A 22,101-nucleotide genomic window follows, 5' to 3' on the forward strand; every position below is an offset into this window, starting at 1 on the left:
CGATGACTGTTACGCGACATGGGTGAGCGGCTCCCTCGCCCGCCATTTCGCAAGGAGATCGGTTTTGCGCTTTTCGTAGCGCTGGACGGAGGCCAGTTTGACATGGCCGAAACCGCGAACCATGTCCGGCAGCCCGGCAAGCTCGACGGCGATCGAATGGCCGTGGGCATCGAGCCCCTCGGAAAGCTCGGTCACGAGACTAAAATAGTCCGCGACCAGCTGCCGCTCCATCCGCCGCTCCGCGGTGCGGCCGAAGGGATCGAAGGACGTGCCGCGCAGGAATTTCAACTTTTCGAGCACCCGGAATGCAGGCCGTATCCAGGCGCCGAACGCGATCTTGGCGGGATGGCCGGTGCGTTGGTCGATCTTCGCGATCATCGGCGGCGCGAGGTGATGCCTGATCCTGAAATCGCCTTCGAACTGCTCGGCGAGTTTCTTTTCAAAGCTCCGGTCGCGATGCAGGCGGGCGACCTCGTATTCGTCCTTATAGGCCATCAGCTTGAAGGCGTTCTTCGCCACCGCCTCGGCAAATCCGGTCACGCCGCGCAGCCGCATCTCGGCTGATTTCGCGATATCGACGAGTCCGGCATAACGCGCCGCATAGGCGGCATTCTGGTAGTCCGAGAGGAAGGCCGCGCGACGGGCGACGATCTCTTCAAGCGTCTCCGCCTTCGGTTCGGTCTTCGCCAGTCCGGCCTCGCGGGCGACGGCCTCCACATCGACTGCGGCCCGTCGGCCCCAGCCGAAGGCGGCGCGGTTCATCGCAATCCCGGTGCCGTTGAGCTCGATCGCCTTGTCGATGGCGGCGAGGCTGATCGGCACCAGCCCGCGCTGCCAGGCATGGCCGAGCAGGAACATGTTGGAGGCGATCGCATCGCCAAGCAGCGCCGTCGCCATATCGGTTGCCGCAACGGTTTCAACCGCATCGTCGCCCGCCGCGCGGCGCAGCGATTTCAGCGTCGCCTCCTGGCGGAAATCGATGGTCGTGTCCTTCACGAAGGAGGCGGTCGGGGCGAAATGGTCGTCGATGACGGCCCGCGTCTTGTTCTTCGCAAACGAGGCGAGCGAGTTCTTCTGGGCGGCCACGACGATATCGAAGCCGAGCACGAGGTCGCTCTCGCCGGGGCCGACCCGCACCGCGTTGATCTGCGCCGGATCTTTGGCCAGCCGCATATGCGATACGACCGAACCGTTCTTCTGGGCAAGTCCGGTCTGGTCGAGCGTCACCAGTGCCAGCCCGTCGAGAAGCGCCGCCTGCGCCAGGATGGCGCTGACGGTGATGACGCCAGTGCCGCCGATGCCGGCGAGCAGCATGCTGTAGGGCGTCTCGAAGCTCGCGGTAAAGGTCGGCAGCGGCAGATCGTCCGTCTTCACCGATTTCGACTTCGCCGCCGGCTTGCGGATGCTGCCGCCCTCGACGGTGACGAAGCTCGGACAGAACCCCTTGATGCAGGACAGGTCCGTATTGCAGCTCGACTGGTTGATGCGCCGCTTGCGGCCGAACTCGGTCTCCTGCGGCTCGATCGAGATGCAGTTGGATACGGCGGAACAGTCGCCGCAGCCCTCGCAGACCAGTTCGTTGATGAAGGCGCGCTTGTCGGAGACCGGATAGGCGCCACGCTTGCGTCGGCGGCGTTTTTCCGCGGCGCAGACCTGATCGTAGACAAGCACCGTCACACCGGGCGCGTCGCGCAGCTCCCGCTGAACGGCGTCGAGCTCGTCGCGGTGATGGATGGAGACTTCGCGCGGAAGATTGCCCTGCCAGACTTCCGGCCGCTCGGCGACCACCACGACGCGCGCCGCGCCCTCGGCCAGCATCTGCCCGACGATCCCCGGCACGGTGACATCGCCATCATGCTTCTGGCCGCCGGTCATGGCGACCGCGTCGTTATAGAGGATCTTGTAGGTGGCGTTGACCTTCGCCGCGATCCCCGCGCGGATGGCGAGCAGGCCGGAATGGAAATAGGTGCCATCGCCCATGTTGACGAAGATATGCTTCTCGTCGGTGAAGGGCGACAGGCCGATCCAGGCACCGCCCTCTCCGCCCATCTGGGTAAAGGTCGAGGTGTTGCGGTCCTCGTTGCCGATGATCATCATGTGGCAGCCGATGCCGGTCGAGGCGCGGCTCCCCGCCGGCAGGCGGGTCGATATGCTGTGCGGACAGCCGGAACAGAAATAGGCTTCGCGCTTCAGGGCAGTCGCCTCGACGCCCATGGCGATCGACATTTCCTCGATGAAGCGCGCCTTGGCTTGCAGCGCCTCATCGAGAGTGTCGAGCCGGGAGAGGATCGCTTTCGCGACCGACAGCGTGCCGATCTCGCCAATCGCCTGCAGCAACGTCGCACCACCCTCGCCGGCCTTGCCGAATACGCGCGGACGCCGTTCGGCGGAGAGGTTGAAGAGCTGCGCCTTGATCTGGTCTTCGAGGATCGAGCGCTTTTCCTCGACCACCAGCAGTTCATCGACGCGGCAAGCGAAATCCGCAATGCCCTGCGGCTCCAGCGGCCAGACCAGACCGACCTTATAGAGCGCGATCCCGAGTTCGGCGGCCCGAGCCTCATCGATGCCGAGCAGAGCAAGGGCGCCGAGGAGATCGAGCCAGGACTTGCCGGTCGAAACGATCCCGAGCCGGGCGCGGCCGGTGGTTCCCCAGACGGGGCGGTCGATCCGGTTGGCGCGGGCGAAGGCCTGCACGGCGAGCATCTTGCGCTCAAGCCTGAGTTCCATCGCATGCGGCCCGTCGGGCCAGCGCAGCGACAGGCCGTCCGGCGCGAAGGTCTCTTCGGGAATAACGATCTGCGGCTTGTCCGGATCGAGATCGACGGTCGCCGAACATTCGACGATCTCGGTCTGGCACTTGAAGCCGATCCAGGCGCCGGAATAGCGGCTCATCGCAATCCCGAGCAATCCGTATTCGATATATTCGCCGACGCCGGCGGGTGACAGCAGCGGCACCATGGCCGAAATCAGGTTGTGCTCGCTCTGGTGCGGCAGCGTCGAGGAGACCGCGCCGTGGTCGTCGCCGACCAAAAGCAGCACGCCGCCGTTCGGGTTGGTGCCGACCGCGTTGGCATGTCGGATCACGTCCATGCTGCGATCGACGCCCGGCCCCTTGCCGTACCACATGCCGAACACGCCGTCGTAACGCACGCCCTCGAACATGCCGGTCTGCTGCGTACCCCAGACGGCGGTGGCCGCCATGTCCTCGTTGAGCCCCGGATGGAATTTCACATGGGCAGCGTCGAGAAACTTCTTCGCACGCGCCATCTCGCGGTCGAAGCCCGCGAGCGGCGAACCGCGATAACCAGATACATAACCGGCGGTATTCAACCCCCGCGCCAGATCGTGGGCCCGCTGGATCATCGGCAGCCGCACCAGGGCCTGCGTGCCCGACACCAGGATTCTGCCCTTTTCCAGCGTGTAGCGGTCGTCGAGGCTGACCTTGCTGTCCAAGAGGTTCGTGTCCGGTGCGGCATGGATCGACATCTAGGCTCGCTCCGCCTGCTGCAGCGAAACCGGCGCCTCGAAGACCCGGCCGCGATTGAGGATATAGTTCGGGTCGAAGGCCATCTTCAGCCGGCGCATCGTGGCGATCTCGGATTCGCTTCGGGCATATTTCAGGTATTTCACCTTGTCCGTGCCGATACCGTGTTCGGCGGAAACGCCGCCGCCGACCGCCTCGATGCCCGAGAAGATCGCCTCGGCCACCTTTTTCTCGTGATGGCTGAACATGCAGTAATGCAGGTTGCCATCGCCCAGATGGCCGAAAATATAGGTCCGCGCCTCCGGATCGATCTCGTCCACGGCGCGTGCCGCCCTGTCGAGAAACTCCTGCATGCGGGAAAGCGGCACGGAAATGTCAAAGCCGATCATCACGCCGGTGCCAAACAAATAATCGTTGATGCCGTCGCGAATGCCCCAGAGCCCGTTGAACTCGCGCAGCGAATTGGAGAGCACCACTTCGGTCGCAAGCCCGTCTTCCAATGCGGCGGCAAGAGCCGCTTCGAAACGCTCATTGTCCTGATCCGGCGCCTGCCCCTGGATCTCGACCATGGCATACATGCCGGCGCCTTTTTCGACCGGCGGACGGATGCCCGAGTAGTCGATCGTGCCTTCGTAGACATTCGGAAAGATCGCCTCGAAGGCGGAGAGCAGACCGGAAAGCTCGACCCGAAGCCTTGCCAGCAGGTCCTGCGCCGCCTTCAGCGACGGCAGCGCCACGAAGGCGTTGCGCTCGACCAGCGGTTTCGGATGCAGTTTCAGGCAGGCGCGGGTGACGACGCCGATCGTTCCTTCGGTGCCGATGAACAGCGGATTGAGGTCATAGCCGGAATTGTCCTTCGGCAACCCCTTGAGCGAGGAGAGGATCGTGCCGTCCGGCAGCACCGCCTCCAGCCCCATGACCTGCGCCCGGTACATGCCGTAACGCAGAACCCGGATGCCGCCGGCATTGGTCGCGATATTGCCGCCCACCGTCGCCGTGCCGCGGGCGCCGATATCGACACCGAAGAACAGGCCCGCATCGCTCGCCGCCTGCTGCACGACCTGCAGCGGCGTGCCCGCCTTGACGATCATCGTCTGGGCCGCGACGTCGATCGACTCGATGCCGTTCATCCGTTCGAGCGAGATGGAGACCTCGCCATCGACCGGCCGGGAGGAACCGGAAAGCCCGGTGCGGCCGCCCTGCACGACGATCGGCTGGCGGAGTTCATTGGCAATGGAGAGAATGGCGGAAACGTCTTCGGTGTTGCGCGGACGCAGGACAGCGGCGGGTCGGCTGCCACGAGCGGTCGCATCGGCGGCATACCCATCCGAAATCGCATCGCCGGCAAGGATCGCAGCGGCATCCAGCCGGTTTTCGAGGCTGGAGAGAAGACGGTTCACGCGATCGGAGGACAAGATGCTCTCCTCCGCAATGCCGGCTTCATTGCCCTGCGCTCCGGCTCCACCGAATGCGGTTGCGCCCATTCTCTCGTTCCCTCTTTTCTTGGGGCGAAGTTATTCCCATTCCCCTATTTGTCAAACCTATATTTAAAAAGCAGTAGCCTTTTCACCGCCGCCATGGCATCACTACAGACAGGAGACTGAGCCCCAGGAATACGCGGGAAGGATAACATGATCCTCAAATACGACGAGGTTGTCCGCACGGGCATTGCCAGGCAGGTGTCCGACAACATCCGTTCGGCGATCATGGACGGTCGGCTGAAGATCGACGAACGCCTGCCGACCGAGGAAGAGCTCGCCAAAAGTTTCGGCATTTCCCGCCCGACCGTGCGCGAGGCCCTGAAGCGTCTCGCCGCCCAGAACCTCATCCATTCCAAGCGCGGCCCGACCGGCGGCAATTTCGTCAAGCGGCCGGATCCGGAGGGCCTTTCCAAGGCGATCACCGGGGCTGCCACCCTGCTCGTCGGCATCGGCGCCTTCGACATCGAAGAGATCATCACCGCCCGGCTGGAAACCGAAACCGTCTGCTGCCGGCTCGCCGCCGCAAACCGCAGCGAAACGGACCTCGCCGCAATGGAAGCGGAGATCGCGGTGCAGCTCAACGAGGCGGTCAGCGACGAGGATTTCTGCGCATCCGACGTGCGCTTTCACCGGGCACTGGTGGAATCGACCGGCAACGGCCCCCTGAAACTGATGATGTACACCGTCATCGAGGCTTTCATACCGATCACCAACATGATCGTCTTCCGTGTGCGCGAACGCCGCCACGTCGCCTCGCTGCACCAGGAAATCGTTGATGCCGTGCGCGACCGCGCGGATGCGAGAGCGGCCGATGCACTAACACGGCTGCTCGCCTATGTGCGTGAAAGCTATTCCGCCGTGCTCGACGCCCGCGCCAGGCGCGATGCCACCGCACAGCCCTCCGCCTAACAGAAACGTCACCAGAACATCGGGAGAGAGACATGACCGAGACCTTCACCGCCATGGTCATCGACGCTATCGACGGCAAGCCGAAAGGCGCCTTCAGAGAAATCTCGATCGCCGATCTTCCCGACAATGACGTGCTGGTCGAGATCGCCTTTTCGACGCTGAACTACAAGGACGGCCTGGCGATCACTGGCAAGGGCCGGATCGCCCGGCGCCTGCCGATGATCGGCGGCATCGACCTTTCCGGCACCGTGGTCGAGTCCCGTTCGCCGGAATGGAAGGCCGGCGACAAGGTGGTTCTGAACGGCTGGGGCCTTTCCGAAACCGAATGGGGCGCCTTCGGCCGCTACCAGCGGGTCAAGACGGAATGGCTGATCCGCCTGCCGGACGCCTTTTCGATGGAACAGGCGATGGCGATCGGCACGGCCGGTTATACCGCAGCGCTCTGCGTCGATGCGCTGGAAAAATGGGGCTCGATCAAGCCGGGTGAAGGAGAAGTGCTGGTGACCGGCGCCGCCGGCGGCGTCGGCTCGGTGGCGATAGCCCTTCTCGCGGCCCGCGGCTACAACGTCACCGCCTCTACCGGCCGTCCGGAAACCCACGACTACCTCGCCTCGCTCGGCGCCAGCAACTTCATCGACCGCGCCGTGCTTGCCGAAAAGGGCGGCCCGCTGCAGAAGGAACGCTGGACGGGCGGCGTCGACTCGGTCGGCTCGACGACCCTCGTCAACGCGCTCTCCCAGACAATGCGCGGCTGCGCCATCGCCGCCTGCGGCCTTGCCGGCGGCGCGGACCTTCCAGGCACCGTGCTCCCGCATATTCTCCGAGCCGTGACGCTGATCGGCGTGGACTCGGTGATCGCCACGCGGGAGCAACGACTGTCGGCCTGGTCGCGGCTCGCCCGCGATCTCGATCCGGCTAAGCTGGCGGAGATTACGACGACAGAGCCGATGTCGAACCTGCCGCAGTTGGCGGAGGATATCGTTGCGGGCAAGATCCGTGGCCGCGTGGTCATCGATGTGACGAAATAGGTCGGCGGCGGTTTTCTGTCCGTCAGCTCAACCAGTTAGACGCAGAGCAAGATCGCCCTCCCCGCCTCCGTCATCCTCGGGCTTGACCCGAGGATCCAGGCCAAGCCCACGAGGGCTGACTGCAAGAAGACACCTCGCCAAGCAGATGGATCCTCGGGTCAAGCCCGAGGATGACGGCGGAGGAGGAGAGGCAGACGGCATTGTGATGACACAGGTCCGCATCCCCAATTAACCCTCAAGCTTCATCTCACCCAGCTTCGTCAGCAGCGCCGCGCCCGTCTTGATGCCTGCAATAAACAAATCCAGCTTCAAATTCTCGTTCGGCGCATGGTTCGCCTCGTCCGCGTTAGCGTAAGGCACCACGAACGCGGGCTTCTTCAGAATCTTGGTGAACACGTAATCAGGAAGCGAGCCGCCAACCGTCGGATAGAGCAGCGGCTCGACGCCGCGGGCCGTGAAGATAGCGTCCTGGATGACAGGGGCGAACGGGCTGTCCATCGGCGTCTTCGAGGGCAGCATGGCGTTGAGGGCTATGAACTCCACATCCGGCGCGTGGGCCGCCACATGCGCCCTCACCTTCTCGAACACATAGTCCGGCGTCAGGCTTTCCACCAGGCGGATATCGCATTTGGCAAAAGCCTCGCAGGGCAGCACCGTCTTCTGGCCCGGGCCGCCGTAACCGCCATGCAGGCCGTTGATGGTCAGCGTCGGATGAAACATTAGCCGGTCGAAATAACCGCGGTCGAGCGGCTGGTCGAGTTCCTTGATACCGAGATCGGCCTTGATCGCATCGAGATCGAGCGGCAGCTTCGAGACCGCCTCGCGCTCCATGTTGGTCGGCGGCACGACGACGTCGTGAAGGCCGTCGATGGTGATCTCGCCCCTGTCGTTCTTCATCGTCGCGAGCAGATGCACCAGCTTCCAGATCGCGTTCGGCATGACGCCGCCGAAATTGCCGGAATGGGCATCGCGATTGGCGGTCTTAGCGCGCAGCTCGAAGGAGGCAACCCCGCGCACGCCGAATGTGATGATCGGCGTATCCGATTCATGCAGCGGGCCGTCGGAGGTGATGACGAGGTCGGCATCCAGCTTGTCGGCATGTTCGGCGACAAACTCGGCGATATGCGGGCTGCCGATTTCCTCCTCGCCCTCCAGCAGGAAAATGACGTTGCACGGCAGTTCGCCAGTAACCTTCAGATGCGATTCCAGCGCCATCAGCTGGGCGAAATGCTGGCCCTTGTTGTCGCCGATGCCGCGCGCATAAATGCGGCCGTCGCGGATCGTCGGCTCGAAGGGCGGGCTGAGCCAGAGTTCGTAGGGCTCGGGCGGCTGCACGTCGTAATGGCCGTAGAGAAGCACCGTCGGCTTGCCCGGCTGCTTTTCCATGCGGCCGAGCACCATCGGGTGGTTTTTCGTGGGGATGGTGGTCGCCTCCATGCCCATGCCGTTCAGCATGTCGACGAGGATGGCCGCCACTTCCGCGATGCCCTTGTTCTGGGCGCTGATCGAGGGATGCCGGACATAGTCCATCACCCGCTCGATGAAGCTCTCTCGGTTTTCCTCGATATGCGCGAAGACGCGGTCGAGATCGGTGTTTTGCTCAGTCTGGTTCTCTGGCATCTCATGCATCCTGCTTGCGGGTCAGAAGAAGGGCGCCGGAACCGTGTACCGTGCCGCTCCAGCCAGGCGCGACCAATGTCGTCGTGTCGAGCTGGGTAAGGATCATCGGCCCCTGGAATGTGGCGCCGGCACCAAGCGTCGAACGGTCAACGACCGGAACGCTTGCCACGCCGCTTTCGAAATGCACCGGCACATGGTCGAACGGAGTGACGTCGGAACCCTTCTCCAGAATGGCCGGCGGCGGTTCCACAGTCATGCCGGCGGCCTCGACGCGCAGGGTCACCAGCTCGACCGCAGCTTCCAGCACGAAGCCGTAAAGAGCCTTGTGTTCGGCGGCGAAGGCGGCTTCCACCGCCTCGCGGGTCTCGCCCCAGGTCACAGCAAGCTCGCCGCCTTGTCCGTGGTAGCGCAGAAGCGCAACGGTCGCGATACGGCGGTCCTTTTCGGCCACGCCTTCCATGTCGAACCAGCCGGATGCCTGGGCCTTGAGCTCGGCGATGATGCCGTTGGCGGCCGCCACATCCACGGCGCCAGCCTTCGGCAGCGTGCGGCTGAACTCCGCCTTGAGGTCGGCGGCCAGCAGGCCGTCGGCGCAGAGAATGCCGGGCGCCGGCGCGATCATGATACGGGAAATGCCGAGCAGTTCGGCAAGCGCGCAGCCATGCAGCGGGCCGGCGCCGCCGAAGGGGACCAGCGTGAAGTCGCGCGGATCATGGCCGCGCTCGACCGAGACGACGCGCACCGCGCCGACCATGTGGTTGTCGACGATCGCGAGAATGCCGCGGGCGGCCGTTGCCGTCGAAAGACCGAGCGGGGTGGCAATCTTGCCGTCGACCGCCTTGCGGGCAGCCTCGACATCCAGCGCCATGCGCCCGCCGAGAAGGCGGGCCGGCAGATGGCCGAGCACCACATGCGCGTCGGTGACGGTCGGGTTTTCGCCGCCATGGCCATAGGCCGCCGGACCCGGGCGAGCGCCGGCACTCTGCGGCCCGACGGTCAGCGTACCATCCGCCACCTTGGCGATCGAACCGCCGCCGGCACCGATCGTCACCATATCGACCATCGGCAGCGGCAGCGGCCATTCGCCGACCTTGCCGTGCTGGGTGAGGCCGATCTTGCCGTCCTTGATCAGGCAGATATCGGCGCTGGTGCCGCCGATATCGACGGTGATGATATCCTTGATGCCGCAGGCCGCGGCAACGGATCGAGCACCAACCACGCCGGCGGCGGGACCCGACAGCGCCGTCAGCGCCGGCGCCTGGCGGATGGTGGAAGCACCGGCCACGCCGCCGTTCGACTGCATCAGCAGCAGCGGGGCCGCGACCTTCTCGTCGTCCAGCCGCTTTTCCAGACGGCCGACATAGGTGGTGACACCGGGCATGACGGTGGCGTTGAGCACCGTCGTCAGCGTGCGTTCGAATTCGCGCACCACCGGTAGAACATCAGTAGAGGTTGTGACAGCGAGATGCGGCAGTTCCTTGCGCAGGATTTCCGCCGCGCGCTTCTCATGTGCGGAATTGGCGAACGCATGCAGCAGGCAGACGGCGACCGCTTCCACGTCCATGCCGCGGATCGCTTCCGCAGCCGCGCGCACGCTGCCCTCGTCGAGAGCGTCGAGAATGGCACCGCCGGCGGCGATGCGCTCATTGATTTCGACGATGCGCGAGGCCGGCACCGGCCGCTCGGGCTTGACCCAGGTATAGAGGTTCGCCTTGCGGGGAATGTCCTGGCGGCCGATGTTCAGCACATGACGGAAACCCTTGGTGGTGACGAGCGCCGTGCGGGCGCCCTTGTCTTCCAGGATCATATTGGTCGCGACCGTGGTGCCATGCAGGACCTGGCCCAGCGACGACGCCTCGCGGCCGGCATCGGTGAGCGCAAGGCGAATGCCATTGAGGAAGGCTTCCGACGGATCGGAGGGAACGCTCGGCGTCTTCGCCCGCCAGACCTTGCCGGTGGCACGGTCGAGCAGCGCGACGTCTGTGAAGGTGCCGCCGATATCGACGGCGACGGAAAGCGACGTATCGATTGAGGTCTCAGGCGAGGACATCGACATACTCCTGACGATGGAATGCACGGGTAGCGGGGCGGTTGGCGCGCAGGGCCGAAGTGGCTGCCTGATCGACCTTGGTGCCCTTGACGACGACGCCGTAGAGGTGTTCGGCGGATTCGGCGCTGACGAAACCGCCGAGCACGTCTTCGAGAACCGCATCGAGATTGCGGTCGAACGGATGGCCGTAGCCCCCGCCTCCGCCGGTCTCCATGCGCAGCACGTCGCCCTTGACGAGCCGGTTGCCGTCCGAAAGCGGCGGCACGATGCGCTGGTCTGCCCGGCCGGGATTGATGGTGACGCGACCGGTGCCGCCCCCCATGCCGCCCTTGATGCCCCAAGGCGGGTTCTTGACGCTGTCGATGCGCACGGCGAGCATCATGTCTTCCGCCAGAATCTCGTACTCGCGGATGATGCCGCAGCCGCCGCGGAACTGGCCGGCACCACCGGAATCCTTGACCACACCGTAGGTGCGCAGCCGCACCGGATAACCGACTTCGAGGAACTCGACCGGATAGTTCTCCTGCGCCACGAAATAGACGGCATCGATACCGTCCGCATCCGGCCGCGCGCCGTAACCGACGCCGATGCCATCGGCGAGCAGGAAGCGCTTCAGGTCGCCATTATCATCCTTGTAGTTGCCGCGCATGATGGTGATGACATAGGCGGAGTTCGCAGCCGGCGCCTTGCCGCCCGCCGTGTTGACGAGGCCGTTCAAGGCCGACAGCACGCGCATCATGGTCAGGCCGCGCATGCCGAGCGATGCCGGAAAATTCGGCTGCAGGAACGAACCCTGGCGCAATCTCACCTCATCCAGAGCCTGCGGGCCACCGGCATTGCAGACCTGGCCCGGATCGCCACCGAGATAGAAAAGGCCGAGCGCCATGCCCGGCACGCCGCGGTTCATCAGGAAATTGATCGGACCCGGCGCCTGGTCGTCGGATTCGGTGGCATCGAAGGTGAACTTGTCTTCGCCATTCGCCAGCTTTTCGCGGGTCAGCGACAGGCGCATCTTGAACGGGCCGTTGCCATGGCCGTCGCTGTCGATCGCGTCGGTGAATTTGTGCGTGCCGTAGTCGAAGGTCTCGGCGAGCTTGGAGCGCACCAGCTTGCGGGTGCGGGTCAAAAGCTGGGCCAGCGCATCCCCGACGACATCCGAGCCGAACCGGTCGAGGATTTCGCCGATGCGCTTCACACCCACATCGACACTCGCCATCAGCGCCCGCATGTCGCCGATGCTCTGCTCGGGAAAACGGGAATTGCGGTGGAAGATGTCAAGCGTCGCCTCGTTGGTGACGCCCTGGTCGATCAGCTTGGTGACCGGGATGATGATGCCTTCCTGGTAGATGTCGGTCGCATCCGGGCTGATCGAACCCGGACGCATGCCGCCGATATCGGCGAAGTGTGCCCAGCTCATCACGAAGGCGCAACGCTTGCCGTCCTTGAAGACGGGGGCGAGCAGAACCTGGTCGTTGGAGTGGGAGACCGCACCGCGCGAGCCGTAGCAGTCGTTGTACCAGTAGAGGTCGCCCGGCTTCATCGTCTCGGCCGGGAACTTGTCGAACACCGGGCCGGTCATGTCGCCGAACACCGGCACCATCGAACCGACCGCCATCACGCCCTCGCCGTCGAACAGCGCGGTGTAGAAATCCTTTTTCTCGCGGATGAAGGCGGAGATGGCGGTGCGTTCGAGCAGCGCTTCCATTTCCGACTGGGCGGCCGCGATCGCGCCGCGGATGATTTCGAGCGAGACGGGATCGCAGACGGACCCTTCCGGTTTTACCGCCCGGGCGGGCGTGCTCTCGCTTTCCTTGGGATTGTACATCTTGGAATCCTCGTTGGATGCTGTGGAATGGATCGATCGGGTGCTCATCGGGCACCTCCGATCAGGACGACGACATTGCCGAGGCCGCCGCGCTCGACGCGCTCGTGAGCCATGGCGATATCTTCGAGCGGAAATGTCGCGCCGATCGCGACCTTCAGCCTGCCGGCATCGGCAAGTTCGGCGATCACCTTTTCACCCGCCAGCCGCTGCTCTTCCGGGATCAGGAAACCCTGGATGAAACGCAGGTTGGCGCCCTTGGCTGCGAAGGCATAGTAGGGAAGCACCGGCGTCGGATTGCTGCTCGACGAATAGGAGGCGACCGTGCCGTTGCGTTTCAGCACGGCGGCGTCGAGTTCCAGGTTTGCCCCGAAATCGACTTCGACGACGCGATCGACACCTTCCCCGTCGGTCAGTTCGAGGACGCGGGCCGACACGTCTTCCCGCTTCCGGTCGATGGTGGCGAAGGCGCCCGCTTCCATCACATGCGACGCGGCTTCCGGCGTGCTGACCGTGCCGATCACCCTTGCTCCGCCGGCGACCGCCATCTGCACCGCGAAATGGCCGACGGCGCCGGCCGCACCGTTGACGAATATCGTCTGGCCGGTGACCGGCCCATCCGAGAAGACCGCGCGATAGGCGGTCATGGCTGGCACGCCGAGATTGGCGCCATCGGCAAAACTCAAGGCATCCGCAAGTTTCGCCGCCTGATGTGACGCAATCGCAATGTATTCGGCAGCGGTGCCGAAAGCGCGGCCCGCCTCGCCGTAACCGCCCTGGGCATTCCACATCCAGACCCGTTCGCCGATGCGGCCTTTGTCGACGCCAGGACCGACATCGACGATCTCACCGGCACCGTCCGTATGCGGGATGATCAGCTTGTGATCCATGCCCATGCCGCGCCAGCCGCCACGGCGCTTCACGTCGGCCGGGTTGATGCCGGACGCATGCACCCGCACCAGCACCTCGCCGGGGCCGGCGACCGGTGCAGCCATCTCGCCGACGGAGAGAACCTCCGCGGCGGGACCGGTGCGTGTGTAAAAGGCGGCAAGCATCGACAACTCCAATCAGTACAGGTGGCAGGCGACGGTGCGGGTTCCGACCGGCTTCGGCAGCGGTATTTCGGCCGCGCAGCGCGCATGAGCGGCCGGACAGCGGTCGCGGAACACGCAGCCGGAAGGCGGATTGCGCGGGTCCGGCGCGCCACGCCCGATCGGCAGCGGATCATGGCTCTGGTCCGGGTTCGGAACAGGAACGGCGGCGACGAGCGCCTTCGTGTAAGGATGCAGCGGCTCGCGGACGATATCCTCGGTCGGCCCGTCCTCCATGATCCGGCCGAGATACATGACGATCGTCCGCTCGCAGACGTAACGCACCAGCGCCAGGTCGTGGCTGATATAGATGGCGGTGAGGCCGAGCCGGTCGCGGACGTCGCGAAAGACGTTCAGCACGCCGGCGCGCACCGAAACATCGAGCATCGAAACGGGCTCGTCGGCGACCACGAATTCCGGCTGCAGGATCAACGCCCGCGCCATCACGACGCGCTGCAACTGGCCGCCGGAAAGCTGGTGCGGATAACGGTCGAGGAATTGCGCCGGCTCGGGCAGCTTGACCAGTTCGAGCGCCGCGATGATCCGGCCCTCGCGCTCGCGCTTCGGGATCTCGGCGTTTTCCAGCGGCTCGGCCAGCGTCTGGCGAATGGTGAAACGCGGATTGATCGCATCGAACGGGTTCTGGAAGATCAGCTGCGCCTTGGAGCGGAATCTCTTCAGCCCGCGGCCGCGGACAGCACCGATCTCCTCGCCATCGAAATGGATCGTGCCGCCGGTCTTTTCCTCGAGCTTCAGCAGCAGCCGGCCCATCGAGGTCTTGCCGCAGCCGGATTCGCCGAGCAGGCCGACGCTTTCGCCCCGCCGGATGTCGAAGCTGACGCCATCGACGGCTTTCACCACCGTCGACTTGCCGCGCATCGCCGCGAACGCACCGCCAACGGCATAATGCAGCCTGGCATCGAAGACAGAGACGAGGATATCCGGCCTTTTGGTGATCATGTTCATGCCGGCACCATCCATGTCTCCGTCCTGGCGGCTTCGATACGCAAGGCAGCGCTCTCGTTGGCGCGATGGCAGAGCACCGGATGACCCGGCGCGACCTCGACGACCGGCGGCTCGGTGCCGCAGATGTCGAGCGCGAAAGGACAGCGCGGTTTGAACCGGCAGCCGGCCGGCGGCGATGCAAGGTTCGGCGGCGCGCCTTCGATCGGCGTCAGGATGCCGGAGGCGGCCCCCTGCAGATCCGGGAAGGCGTTGCGCAAGCCCATCGTATAGGGATGCGACGGCGCGGTCAGCGCCGCCTGCATCGTGCCGGATTCGGCCACCTTGCCCGCATACATGACCACGGTGCGGTCGCAGATATAGGCGACGACCGAGATGTCGTGGGTGACGAGGATCACGGAGACGCCGAGCCGCGTCTGCAACTCCTTCAGCTGGTCGAGGATCTGTCGCTGCACGATGACGTCGAGCGCCGTCACCGGTTCGTCGGCGATGATCAGCTTCGGGTCGAGCGCTAAGGCCAGCGCAATCGCCACGCGCTGGCGCATGCCGCCGGAAAACTGGTGCGGATAGTCGTTGAGGCGATTGGCATCGATGCCGACCATCTCGAACAGTTCTTCGGAACGGGCCCTGGCCTGTTTGCGGCCCATGCCACCGCGCCGGCGCAGCACTTCGGCAAGCTGGTATTCGACCGTATAGACCGGATCGAGCGAATTCATCGCGCTCTGGGGGATGAAGGCGATATCGCGCCAGCGCAGCGCGTTCATCTCCCTTTCCGGGATCTTTGCCAGATCCTTGCCGTCGAACAGGATCTGCCCGCCTGATATCGACGCATTCTCGGCGATCACCCGCGTCAGCGCCCGGGCGACGGTGGTCTTGCCGCAGCCGGATTCGCCGACCAGCCCGGTGATCGAACCGCGCGGGATATCGAAGCTGGCGCCATCCACGGCATGGACGAAATTGCGCCCCACCTGATAGCTGACCCGAAGGTCCCTGACGGAAAGAAGGGGCTCGCTCATCGGCTCAACTTCGGAAACAGGATGTTTTCATAACCGCGGGTGACGAAGAAGCCCGCGCTGACGACGAGGATGATGCAGATGCCCGGCGGCACGAACCAGTAATAGGCCTGCTTGGCGAGCGCCTGGCTGGCGAACGCATCCTGCAGCATGTAGCCCCAGCTGATCGAATCCGGATCGCCGAAACCGAGGAAGCTGATCGACGCCTCGGTCAGGATCGCCCAGCCGATCGCGATCGATCCGTAGAGGAAGGAGAGCGGCAGGATGTTCGGCGCGATGTGGCGCAGGATGATCTTGAAGTCGGACGACCCCGCCACCCTTGCTGCCTCGACATAACCGCGGGTGCGAAGCGTCAGCACCTGGCTGCGGATGACGCGGGCGGTATCGCGCCAGAGCACCAGCGCCATGGCGATGACGACGTTCCAGATCGACGGCCGCAGGAAGGCGGCAAGCACGATGACGAAGGGCAGGAAGGGAATGCCGAAGGCGATATCGGCCAGCCGCATCAGGATGGCATCCACCCAGCGGCCGAAATAACCGGCGACGAGACCGATGATCGAGCCGATCAGCGCCACCATGAAGGCGGCGGTGATGCCGATCAGCAGCGCCGAGCGGCTGCCGTAGACGAGCTGCGAAAATATATCCCGGCCGAGGCTGGTGGTTCCCATGATGAAACCATCCTGCCCCGGCCGGAGGTCCGCCGCGAGATCGTAGGCTGGCGTATAGAGAATTTCCGTCGGGTCGTGCGTGGCGATCTGATCGGCAAACACGGCGACGACGATGAACACCAGATAGATGAGCAGGCCGGCGACCGCGAACGGGTCGTTCATCGGCAGCCTCAGCGCCCGGAACATCCGCGCAAGGATATGAGGGCGTCTCGATTTGATGATGGCGGCTGCGGCGATCTCAGGCATGGGAAATCCTTGGATCGAGGAAGGCATAGAGCAGGTCGGCGAGCAGATTCATGAAGATCACCACGAGCGCGATCATCAAGAAGGCGCCCTGCGCCAGCGGATAGTCGGACGCCGCGACGGCGTTCACCAGCTCGCGCCCGAGGCCGGGCCAGGAGAACACCGATTCCACCACGACATTGCCCTGCAGCTGGTACCCGACAGCAATCGCGAACGAGGTCATGACCGGTAAAAGCGCATTGCGGGCCGCGTGGCGCACCACCACCGTCCAGTTCGACAGCCCCTTGATGCGGGCCATGGTGACGAAGTCCTCCTTCATCACGTCGAGCATGTTGGAGCGCATCAGAAGAAGCGGCAGGCCCTGGCTGTAGATCGCCAGCGTCGCCGCCGGAAGCGCCAGATGGGCGAGGAAGTCGCGCGATGTATAGAGATCGAGAAAGCCGGAATATTCGGCGCCCGGAGCGCGCGTGCCGCCGGCCGGCAGCCAGCCGAGCGAAAACGAGAAGATCGCCAGCATCACCATGCCGAGCCAGAATTCCGGCATGGCGCGGGTGGTGAGCACCAGCGGAATGGCCGCCTGCTCCACCCAGCTTCCGCGGCGCCAGGCGAGATAGGCGCCGGCGAGGATGCCAAAGACATAAGCGACGATCAGCGAGGAGAAGGTGAGGATCAGCGTGTTCGGCAAAAGGATCCAGATGCGCTGGCCGACCGGCTCGCGGTAGCGAAAACTCTGGCCGAGTTCGCCCTGCAGAAGGTTGCCGAGATAGATCAGGTACTGCTGCCACAGCGGCTTGTCGAGGCCGAACTGAGCCATCAGTTGCTGCTGCTGCTCGAGCGTAAAGGTCGGGTCGATATAGGCGGCCATCGGATTTCCCGGCATCAGCCGGAACATCAGAAACAGGATGGTCACCACCGCCCATAAAACCAGAGCGAGCTGCAGCAACCTGCCGCCCACGGCCTTGAAATTCTTCATCTGAAAAAATTCCTTCTCTTGGCTCGGCGCCGCGTTCGGGAGGTAAGGCGAGGCTGCCGATGTCAAGCGTCAGGCAAAAAAGGGAGGCGGCCGAACAATCCGCCGCCTCCGCGAGGATTATTTGGCGGCGACGGTTTCCTTGGTGTCGCCCGGATAATGGAGCTTGCCGCCTTCCAGCGTATAACCGGCATCCTTCAGGGTCTTGGCCGCGACCGCCTGTCCGGCCTTGAAACTGTCGACGACCGATTTGTCATGCCAGTATTCCAGCGCCGGAGAGACGATGGAGTTCGAGGCGACCGCGAAACCGCGATAGGCGGCCTTGACGATCAGCTGGCGATCGACCGCTTCGGACAGCGCGCGACGGAAGGCCGGATCGTTGAATGGAGCACGGCGTTCGTTGAAGGCGATGTAGCGGAAGCCCATGTCGACGGTGGATACCACCTCCAGGTCGCCGTCCTTCTTGGCGGCATCGATGAGCACCTGCGGATCGCCGGTGAACTCGCCCATGAAGTTGATTTCACCCGAGCGCAGCATACCGAGCGCGGCTTCGGCGTTCGGTACGATACGCAGGATCCAGCGATCGACCTTCGGCGCGGCGAAGTGGTCCTTGTTGGCGGCAAGCGTGACGGACTCGTTCTTCGCCCAGCTGGTGAACTTGTACGGACCGGAGCCGATCGGCATCTGCTCCTGATAGCTTTCCGCGGTTTCCGGCTTGGTGGCGAGATCCTTGAGGATCGGTTCCCAGATGTGCTTCGGGATCAGGTTGACCTTGGCAAGGCTGGAGGTGACGAAGGAGGCGGCCGGCTTCTTCAGCTTGAAGGTGATGACGTCGCCGCTGATGGTGATCCCATCGATATTCGTCGCGAAGGGCTTGTACATCGGAGCTTCGCCGCCGACTGCCGCTTCGAACGAGAACTTGACGTCTTCCGGGGTGACCGGCTTGCCGTCATGCCACTTCATGCCGGATTTCAGCTTCACATCGACCGTGGTGCCGTCCTTCCAGGTAAAGCTCTCGGCGGCCCATGCCTTCGGCAGGCCATCCGGGCCGACGCGCAGCAGGCGGTCCCAGACCAGTTCGGTGATCCAGCTGTCGACGCTGCCCGAGATATAGAGCGGGTTGATCGCCTTGATATTGTCGGACGAGTTGATGATCAGGTCCTTCTTCGCGCCCGCCGGCTCGATGCCGAGGAAGGTCCAGGTGTTGCGGATGCCGATGCCGCTCTGGGTGACGACCGATTCCGGTTTCCAGACGGTCTTGTCGAAAGCGAAGGTCGACTTCGGATGCACGAGCATCATGTAGGGCTGATCCTTGGAAAGGATCTCCTGTGCCTTGAAGACCAGCGCCTTGCGCTTGGCCGGATCGATCTCGCCGCGCTGGGCTTCGGCCGTCGCGTCGTAATCCTTGTTCAGGTAACCCGCGAAATTGTAGCCGTCCTTGGCGGTCGAGGAATGGAAGAGGTTGAAGATCAGCTCGTCGGGGTCGGAGCGCTCCGGCCGCCCGACCATCTGCCAGGCGGTCGAGTCCCAGCTGTCGCGCTTGTACCAGACCTCGTCCGACATCTGCTCCCAGGGGATCGCCCGGACCTCGACGTCGAGGCCGAGCTTGCGCCATTCCTGGGCGATCAGCTGGACGGACTGGAATTCTGCCTGCTGGCCCGCCTGCGGACGCGACAGGATGGTGATCTTGCGGATCGGATCGCCGGCCCAGGCGGGCAGAGCGACGGCCGTCACCACAAGAGCTGCAAATGCACTTCTCAAAACGGACTTCATAGTCGTTCTCCTCTGAATAGCTTGACTATTCTCTTGTTGGCAGAGGGTTTTCTCCCTCCGCATCGCAAATCCGAAATCAGCCTTCGAACACGTTTCCCGCGCATTCGCTGCCGATACTCAATCCACAGAATTCTCCATGAGCGCCTCCTAAAGATTTGCAACCCGGCCCTCAATGTTTTATTCTGTGAAACATCGTTTCGCATTGATGGCGAGTAAAACACATTCCAAGAAGATTGCAAGAAGCTTCAAGCAATCCAAACCACATGCCGGAGGAGACCATCCGATGACCGAACCAAAAGACTACAAGATCGCGGCGGTGGACCGGGCGCTCGCCCTTCTGGAAGCCCTTGCCGACCGTCCGGACCAGGGCGTCACCTCGCTTGCGAAATCGCTGGGGATGACCAAATCGCTGGTCTTCCGGCTGCTGCACACGCTGGAGGAACGCGGCTTCGTGTCGCGCGATCCGGAACGCGCCGAATTCGCGCTCGGCTACCGCATCGGCGTGCTCGGCGAGCGCCTCGGCAAGGACGGAGCACTGCTCTACGCCGCCCGCCCGGTCATGGATGCGCTGCGCGACCGGACCTCCGAGAACGTCAACCTTGTCGTGCGCGAAGGCCTCAAGACCTACGTTCTGGCGACCCGCGCCGGCCGGCATTCGATCCGGCTTTTTGCCCAGGCCGGGCGCAACGGTCCGTTGCATGCGGGCGGCGGATCGCTGCTCCTGCTGGCCTACTCGGATCCCTCGGTCATCGACGCGGCGCTCTCCCAGCCGCTCGAAGCCTTCACGCCCTACACGATCACCGACCGGGTGAAACTGCGCCAGATGCTCGAACGCATCCGCGCCAACGGCTACAACATCGTGCTCAACGATCTCGACGAAGGCGCGTTCTCGGTGGCCGCCCCGATCACCGGCGCCGACGGCACCATCATCGCCTCGATCTCTGTCGCCGGTGCGGTCGCCCGTTTCGACGAGGAACGGCGCGAAAGCCACCTGAAGGCCGCCCTCGAAGCCGCTGCGGAAATTTCCGAGCGCCTTTCGATCCATGGCCCCGGCGAAAACGGCCTCGTGAAATCAAGGGCTTGAGGCCCGATCAGGCCTCTCTCCAATCATCCGGAAATCCGCGGGCGCTTCGGCGCCCGTTTTCGTCAGTGCGATTTCTAGCCCTTCGAAGCCGCTTGCGGGGTCTCCGAACCTCTGTTAGCTTTTTCGCGTATCATGAAACATCGTTTCACTAGATAAAACAATTTGGGGAGTACCGGATATGAACGAGATCGAATCTGCCGTTCTGGGAGCGGTGAAGCTGGATGAACCCTGGGCTCTGGTGGAGAGCTTTGCGACCTACAAGCGCGAACATCCGACCGACGTGAACCGCGCCATGGACGAGGTCGCCGCGCGGCTCGCCAATCACGGCGTCGAGGTCAAGATGCACGAGGCCGACCTTTTCCTCAGCCTGCCGGGCCTCGCCCGCGTCGAAGCCGGAGGCAAGACCTTCCGCGCCAAGCCGCCGTCCTATTCGCTGGACGCATCGAAGGGCGTGAAGGGCGAGATCGTCTACATCGCGAGCCTCCAGCCGAAGGCGATCTCGACCATGTTTGAGAAGACCGTCGATGGCACCGGCGAACTCGCCGCCCGGGTCCGCGGCAAGGTGGTTCTCTCGGAAGGCTTCGCCAACCCAGGACTCGTTTCGCAGTTCACCGAGCTTGGTGCGGTCGGCGTCATCGCCATCAATCCCGGCGTCGATATCCACTGGGGCACCTGCACCACCGTCTGGGGCACGCCCGATCTCGACGACCTGCCCCGCAAGCCCTCCATTCCCGCCGTCGCCGTCAATCACGAAAGCGGCGATGCGCTGATCGAGCTTGCCAGGACCGGCGCCGAAGTCACCATTTTCGCCGACATGGAGGAAGGCTGGTTCAAGTCGAAACTGCCGGAAGTCTTCATCAAGGGCACCGAGGAGCCGGACAAATACGTCTTCCTGCACGGCCATCTCGATAGCTGGGACGTCGGCGTCGGCGACAACGCCACCGGCGACGCGACGCTGCTCGAAATCGCCCGCGTGCTGTGGGCCAATCGCGACAAGCTGAAACGCTCGATCCGCATCTGCTGGTGGCCCGGCCACTCGACCGGCCGTTATGCCGGCTCCACCTGGTTCTCCGACAATTTCGCGCTCGACCTCGACGAAAACTGCGTCGCCTCGGTCAATTGCGACAGCCCCGGCTGCCGCTGGGCGACGGAATTCATCAATCTCTGCATGATGACCGAGACGGAAGCCTTCCTTTCCGACGTTATCGAGGAAGTGGCCGGCAAGAAGGCGGAAGCCGAACGCCCGCACCGCGCCGGCGACTATTCCTTCAACAATATCGGCCTTTCAAGCTACCTGATGCTGTCCTCGACCATGACGGAACGGGACCGCGAGGAGAAGGGCTACTACACGGTCGGCGGCTGCGGCGCGAACATCGCCTGGCACACCGAAAACGACACGCTGGAGATCGCCGACAAGGACATCATGCTGCGCGACATCAAGGTCTATCTGCTCGCCGTGCTGCGCAATGCCAATGCAAAGATCCTGCCCTTCGACTGGCGCGCAACGGCCAAGGAATTCCTCCACACCGTCGACACCTACCAGAACAAGGCCGGCAACCGCTTCGACCTTTCGCCTGCCCGCAAGGCCGTCGAATCGCTCGCCGACGCGCTGGCCGCATTCTATGCCGGCATCGACTCCGGCAAGATCGAGCCGAAGTCTGCGAACCACGTGATCCAGAGGCTCGCCCGCATCCTGGTGCCGCTCAACTACACCCGCGAGCAGCGCTTCCGTCACGACCCGGCCCTGCCGATCCCGGAACTGCCGGCCCTCTCGACCGCCGCCGACCTCGACAAGCTCGGCCCGGAAAAGCTCGGTTTTGCCAGGACCCAGCTCGTGCGCGGCCAGAACCGCGTGATCTCGGCGCTGCGTCAGGCAGAACAGCTGGTTCGCGCCGCCTGATC

General features: G+C 64.0%; 15 protein-coding genes. 4 read left to right on the forward strand and 11 right to left on the reverse strand.

What is annotated here, in order from left to right; translation table 11 throughout:
- Positions 1-9: 9 nt before the first annotated feature.
- Entirely contained in the window at positions 10-3,486 is a 3,477-nt protein-coding gene (locus ACSQ8R_RS15890) for an indolepyruvate ferredoxin oxidoreductase family protein (protein ID WP_436254270.1), read from the reverse strand.
- Positions 3,487-4,899: an FAD-binding oxidoreductase gene (locus ACSQ8R_RS15895; protein WP_436255493.1), complete on the reverse strand. Its 1,413-nt coding sequence runs from the start codon at positions 4,897-4,899 to the stop codon at positions 3,487-3,489.
- A 216-nt stretch (positions 4,900-5,115) separates the two neighbouring features.
- Here ACSQ8R_RS15895 and ACSQ8R_RS15900 point away from each other — a divergent pair, with 216 nt between their 5' ends.
- Positions 5,116-5,874, forward strand: a complete 759-nt coding sequence (locus ACSQ8R_RS15900; RefSeq protein WP_436254271.1) for a FadR/GntR family transcriptional regulator — start codon at positions 5,116-5,118, stop codon at positions 5,872-5,874.
- Positions 5,875-5,906: 32 nt separating this feature from the next.
- Positions 5,907-6,902: an MDR family oxidoreductase gene (locus tag ACSQ8R_RS15905; protein ID WP_436254272.1), complete on the forward strand. Its 996-nt coding sequence runs from the start codon at positions 5,907-5,909 to the stop codon at positions 6,900-6,902.
- A gap of 228 nt (positions 6,903-7,130) precedes the next feature.
- Here ACSQ8R_RS15905 and ACSQ8R_RS15910 read toward each other — a convergent pair whose 3' ends face one another.
- From ACSQ8R_RS15910 to ACSQ8R_RS15950, 9 genes are all read right to left on the reverse strand, one after another.
- A complete protein-coding gene (locus tag ACSQ8R_RS15910; protein ID WP_436254273.1) occupies positions 7,131-8,522 on the reverse strand; it encodes a M20/M25/M40 family metallo-hydrolase in 1,392 nt (463 codons plus the stop codon).
- A gap of 1 nt (position 8,523) precedes the next feature.
- Positions 8,524-10,572, reverse strand: coding sequence for a hydantoinase/oxoprolinase family protein (locus ACSQ8R_RS15915; protein WP_436254274.1), 2,049 nt, complete (start codon positions 10,570-10,572; stop codon positions 8,524-8,526).
- Positions 10,559-12,445, reverse strand: coding sequence for a hydantoinase B/oxoprolinase family protein (locus ACSQ8R_RS15920; RefSeq protein WP_436254275.1), 1,887 nt, complete (start codon positions 12,443-12,445; stop codon positions 10,559-10,561). The genes ACSQ8R_RS15915 and ACSQ8R_RS15920 overlap by 14 nt, the downstream gene beginning before the upstream one ends.
- A complete protein-coding gene (locus ACSQ8R_RS15925; RefSeq protein WP_436254276.1) occupies positions 12,442-13,449 on the reverse strand; it encodes an NADPH:quinone reductase in 1,008 nt (335 codons plus the stop codon). The genes ACSQ8R_RS15920 and ACSQ8R_RS15925 overlap by 4 nt, the downstream gene beginning before the upstream one ends.
- A 12-nt stretch (positions 13,450-13,461) precedes the next feature.
- Entirely contained in the window at positions 13,462-14,445 is a 984-nt protein-coding gene (locus tag ACSQ8R_RS15930; protein ID WP_436255494.1) for an ABC transporter ATP-binding protein, read from the reverse strand.
- A 2-nt stretch (positions 14,446-14,447) separates the two neighbouring features.
- Complete coding sequence (locus tag ACSQ8R_RS15935; protein ID WP_436254277.1) at positions 14,448-15,464, reverse strand: ABC transporter ATP-binding protein; 1,017 nt, start codon at positions 15,462-15,464, stop codon at positions 14,448-14,450.
- The gene (locus ACSQ8R_RS15940; RefSeq protein WP_436254278.1) at positions 15,461-16,375 is read right to left on the reverse strand and encodes an ABC transporter permease; all 915 of its coding nucleotides are present in this window, start codon (positions 16,373-16,375) and stop codon (positions 15,461-15,463) included. Before ACSQ8R_RS15940 ends, ACSQ8R_RS15935 begins: the two co-directional genes overlap by 4 nt.
- Entirely contained in the window at positions 16,368-17,345 is a 978-nt protein-coding gene (locus tag ACSQ8R_RS15945; protein WP_436254279.1) for an ABC transporter permease, read from the reverse strand. The genes ACSQ8R_RS15940 and ACSQ8R_RS15945 overlap by 8 nt, the downstream gene beginning before the upstream one ends.
- Before the next feature lie 117 nt (positions 17,346-17,462).
- Positions 17,463-19,115, reverse strand: a complete 1,653-nt coding sequence (locus ACSQ8R_RS15950) for an ABC transporter substrate-binding protein (protein ID WP_436254280.1) — start codon at positions 19,113-19,115, stop codon at positions 17,463-17,465.
- 283 nt (positions 19,116-19,398) lie between these two features.
- Between ACSQ8R_RS15950 and ACSQ8R_RS15955 the strand changes: the two genes are divergently transcribed.
- Both ACSQ8R_RS15955 and ACSQ8R_RS15960 read left to right on the forward strand, forming a co-directional pair.
- Complete coding sequence (locus tag ACSQ8R_RS15955; RefSeq protein ID WP_436254281.1) at positions 19,399-20,199, forward strand: IclR family transcriptional regulator; 801 nt, start codon at positions 19,399-19,401, stop codon at positions 20,197-20,199.
- A 178-nt stretch (positions 20,200-20,377) separates the two neighbouring features.
- Entirely contained in the window at positions 20,378-22,099 is a 1,722-nt protein-coding gene (locus ACSQ8R_RS15960; RefSeq protein WP_436254282.1) for a M28 family peptidase, read from the forward strand.
- The last annotated feature ends 2 nt before the right edge of the window (positions 22,100-22,101 follow it).

Origin of the sequence: Neorhizobium sp. LjRoot104 (assembly GCF_964253725.1) — a bacterium.
Taxonomy (GTDB): Bacteria; Pseudomonadota; Alphaproteobacteria; order Rhizobiales; family Rhizobiaceae; genus Neorhizobium.

Excerpts from the sequence above, each read along its gene's own strand:
- ACSQ8R_RS15920 (WP_436254275.1), bottom strand. The coding sequence starts at position 12,445 with ATGAGCACCCGATCGATCCATTCCACAGCATCCAACGAGGATTCCAAG.
- ACSQ8R_RS15915 (WP_436254274.1), bottom strand. The coding sequence starts at position 10,572 with ATGTCCTCGCCTGAGACCTCAATCGATACGTCGCTTTCCGTCGCCGTC.
- ACSQ8R_RS15960 (WP_436254282.1), top strand. The coding sequence starts at position 20,378 with ATGAACGAGATCGAATCTGCCGTTCTGGGAGCGGTGAAGCTGGATGAA.
- ACSQ8R_RS15930 (WP_436255494.1), bottom strand. The coding sequence starts at position 14,445 with ATGATCACCAAAAGGCCGGATATCCTCGTCTCTGTCTTCGATGCCAGG.
- ACSQ8R_RS15900 (WP_436254271.1), top strand. The coding sequence starts at position 5,116 with ATGATCCTCAAATACGACGAGGTTGTCCGCACGGGCATTGCCAGGCAG.
- ACSQ8R_RS15890 (WP_436254270.1), bottom strand. The coding sequence starts at position 3,486 with ATGTCGATCCATGCCGCACCGGACACGAACCTCTTGGACAGCAAGGTC.
- ACSQ8R_RS15905 (WP_436254272.1), top strand. The coding sequence starts at position 5,907 with ATGACCGAGACCTTCACCGCCATGGTCATCGACGCTATCGACGGCAAG.
- ACSQ8R_RS15935 (WP_436254277.1), bottom strand. The coding sequence starts at position 15,464 with ATGAGCGAGCCCCTTCTTTCCGTCAGGGACCTTCGGGTCAGCTATCAG.
- ACSQ8R_RS15955 (WP_436254281.1), top strand. The coding sequence starts at position 19,399 with ATGACCGAACCAAAAGACTACAAGATCGCGGCGGTGGACCGGGCGCTC.
- ACSQ8R_RS15910 (WP_436254273.1), bottom strand. The coding sequence starts at position 8,522 with ATGCCAGAGAACCAGACTGAGCAAAACACCGATCTCGACCGCGTCTTC.
- ACSQ8R_RS15945 (WP_436254279.1), bottom strand. The coding sequence starts at position 17,345 with ATGAAGAATTTCAAGGCCGTGGGCGGCAGGTTGCTGCAGCTCGCTCTG.
- ACSQ8R_RS15925 (WP_436254276.1), bottom strand. The coding sequence starts at position 13,449 with ATGCTTGCCGCCTTTTACACACGCACCGGTCCCGCCGCGGAGGTTCTC.
- ACSQ8R_RS15940 (WP_436254278.1), bottom strand. The coding sequence starts at position 16,375 with ATGCCTGAGATCGCCGCAGCCGCCATCATCAAATCGAGACGCCCTCAT.
- ACSQ8R_RS15950 (WP_436254280.1), bottom strand. The coding sequence starts at position 19,115 with ATGAAGTCCGTTTTGAGAAGTGCATTTGCAGCTCTTGTGGTGACGGCC.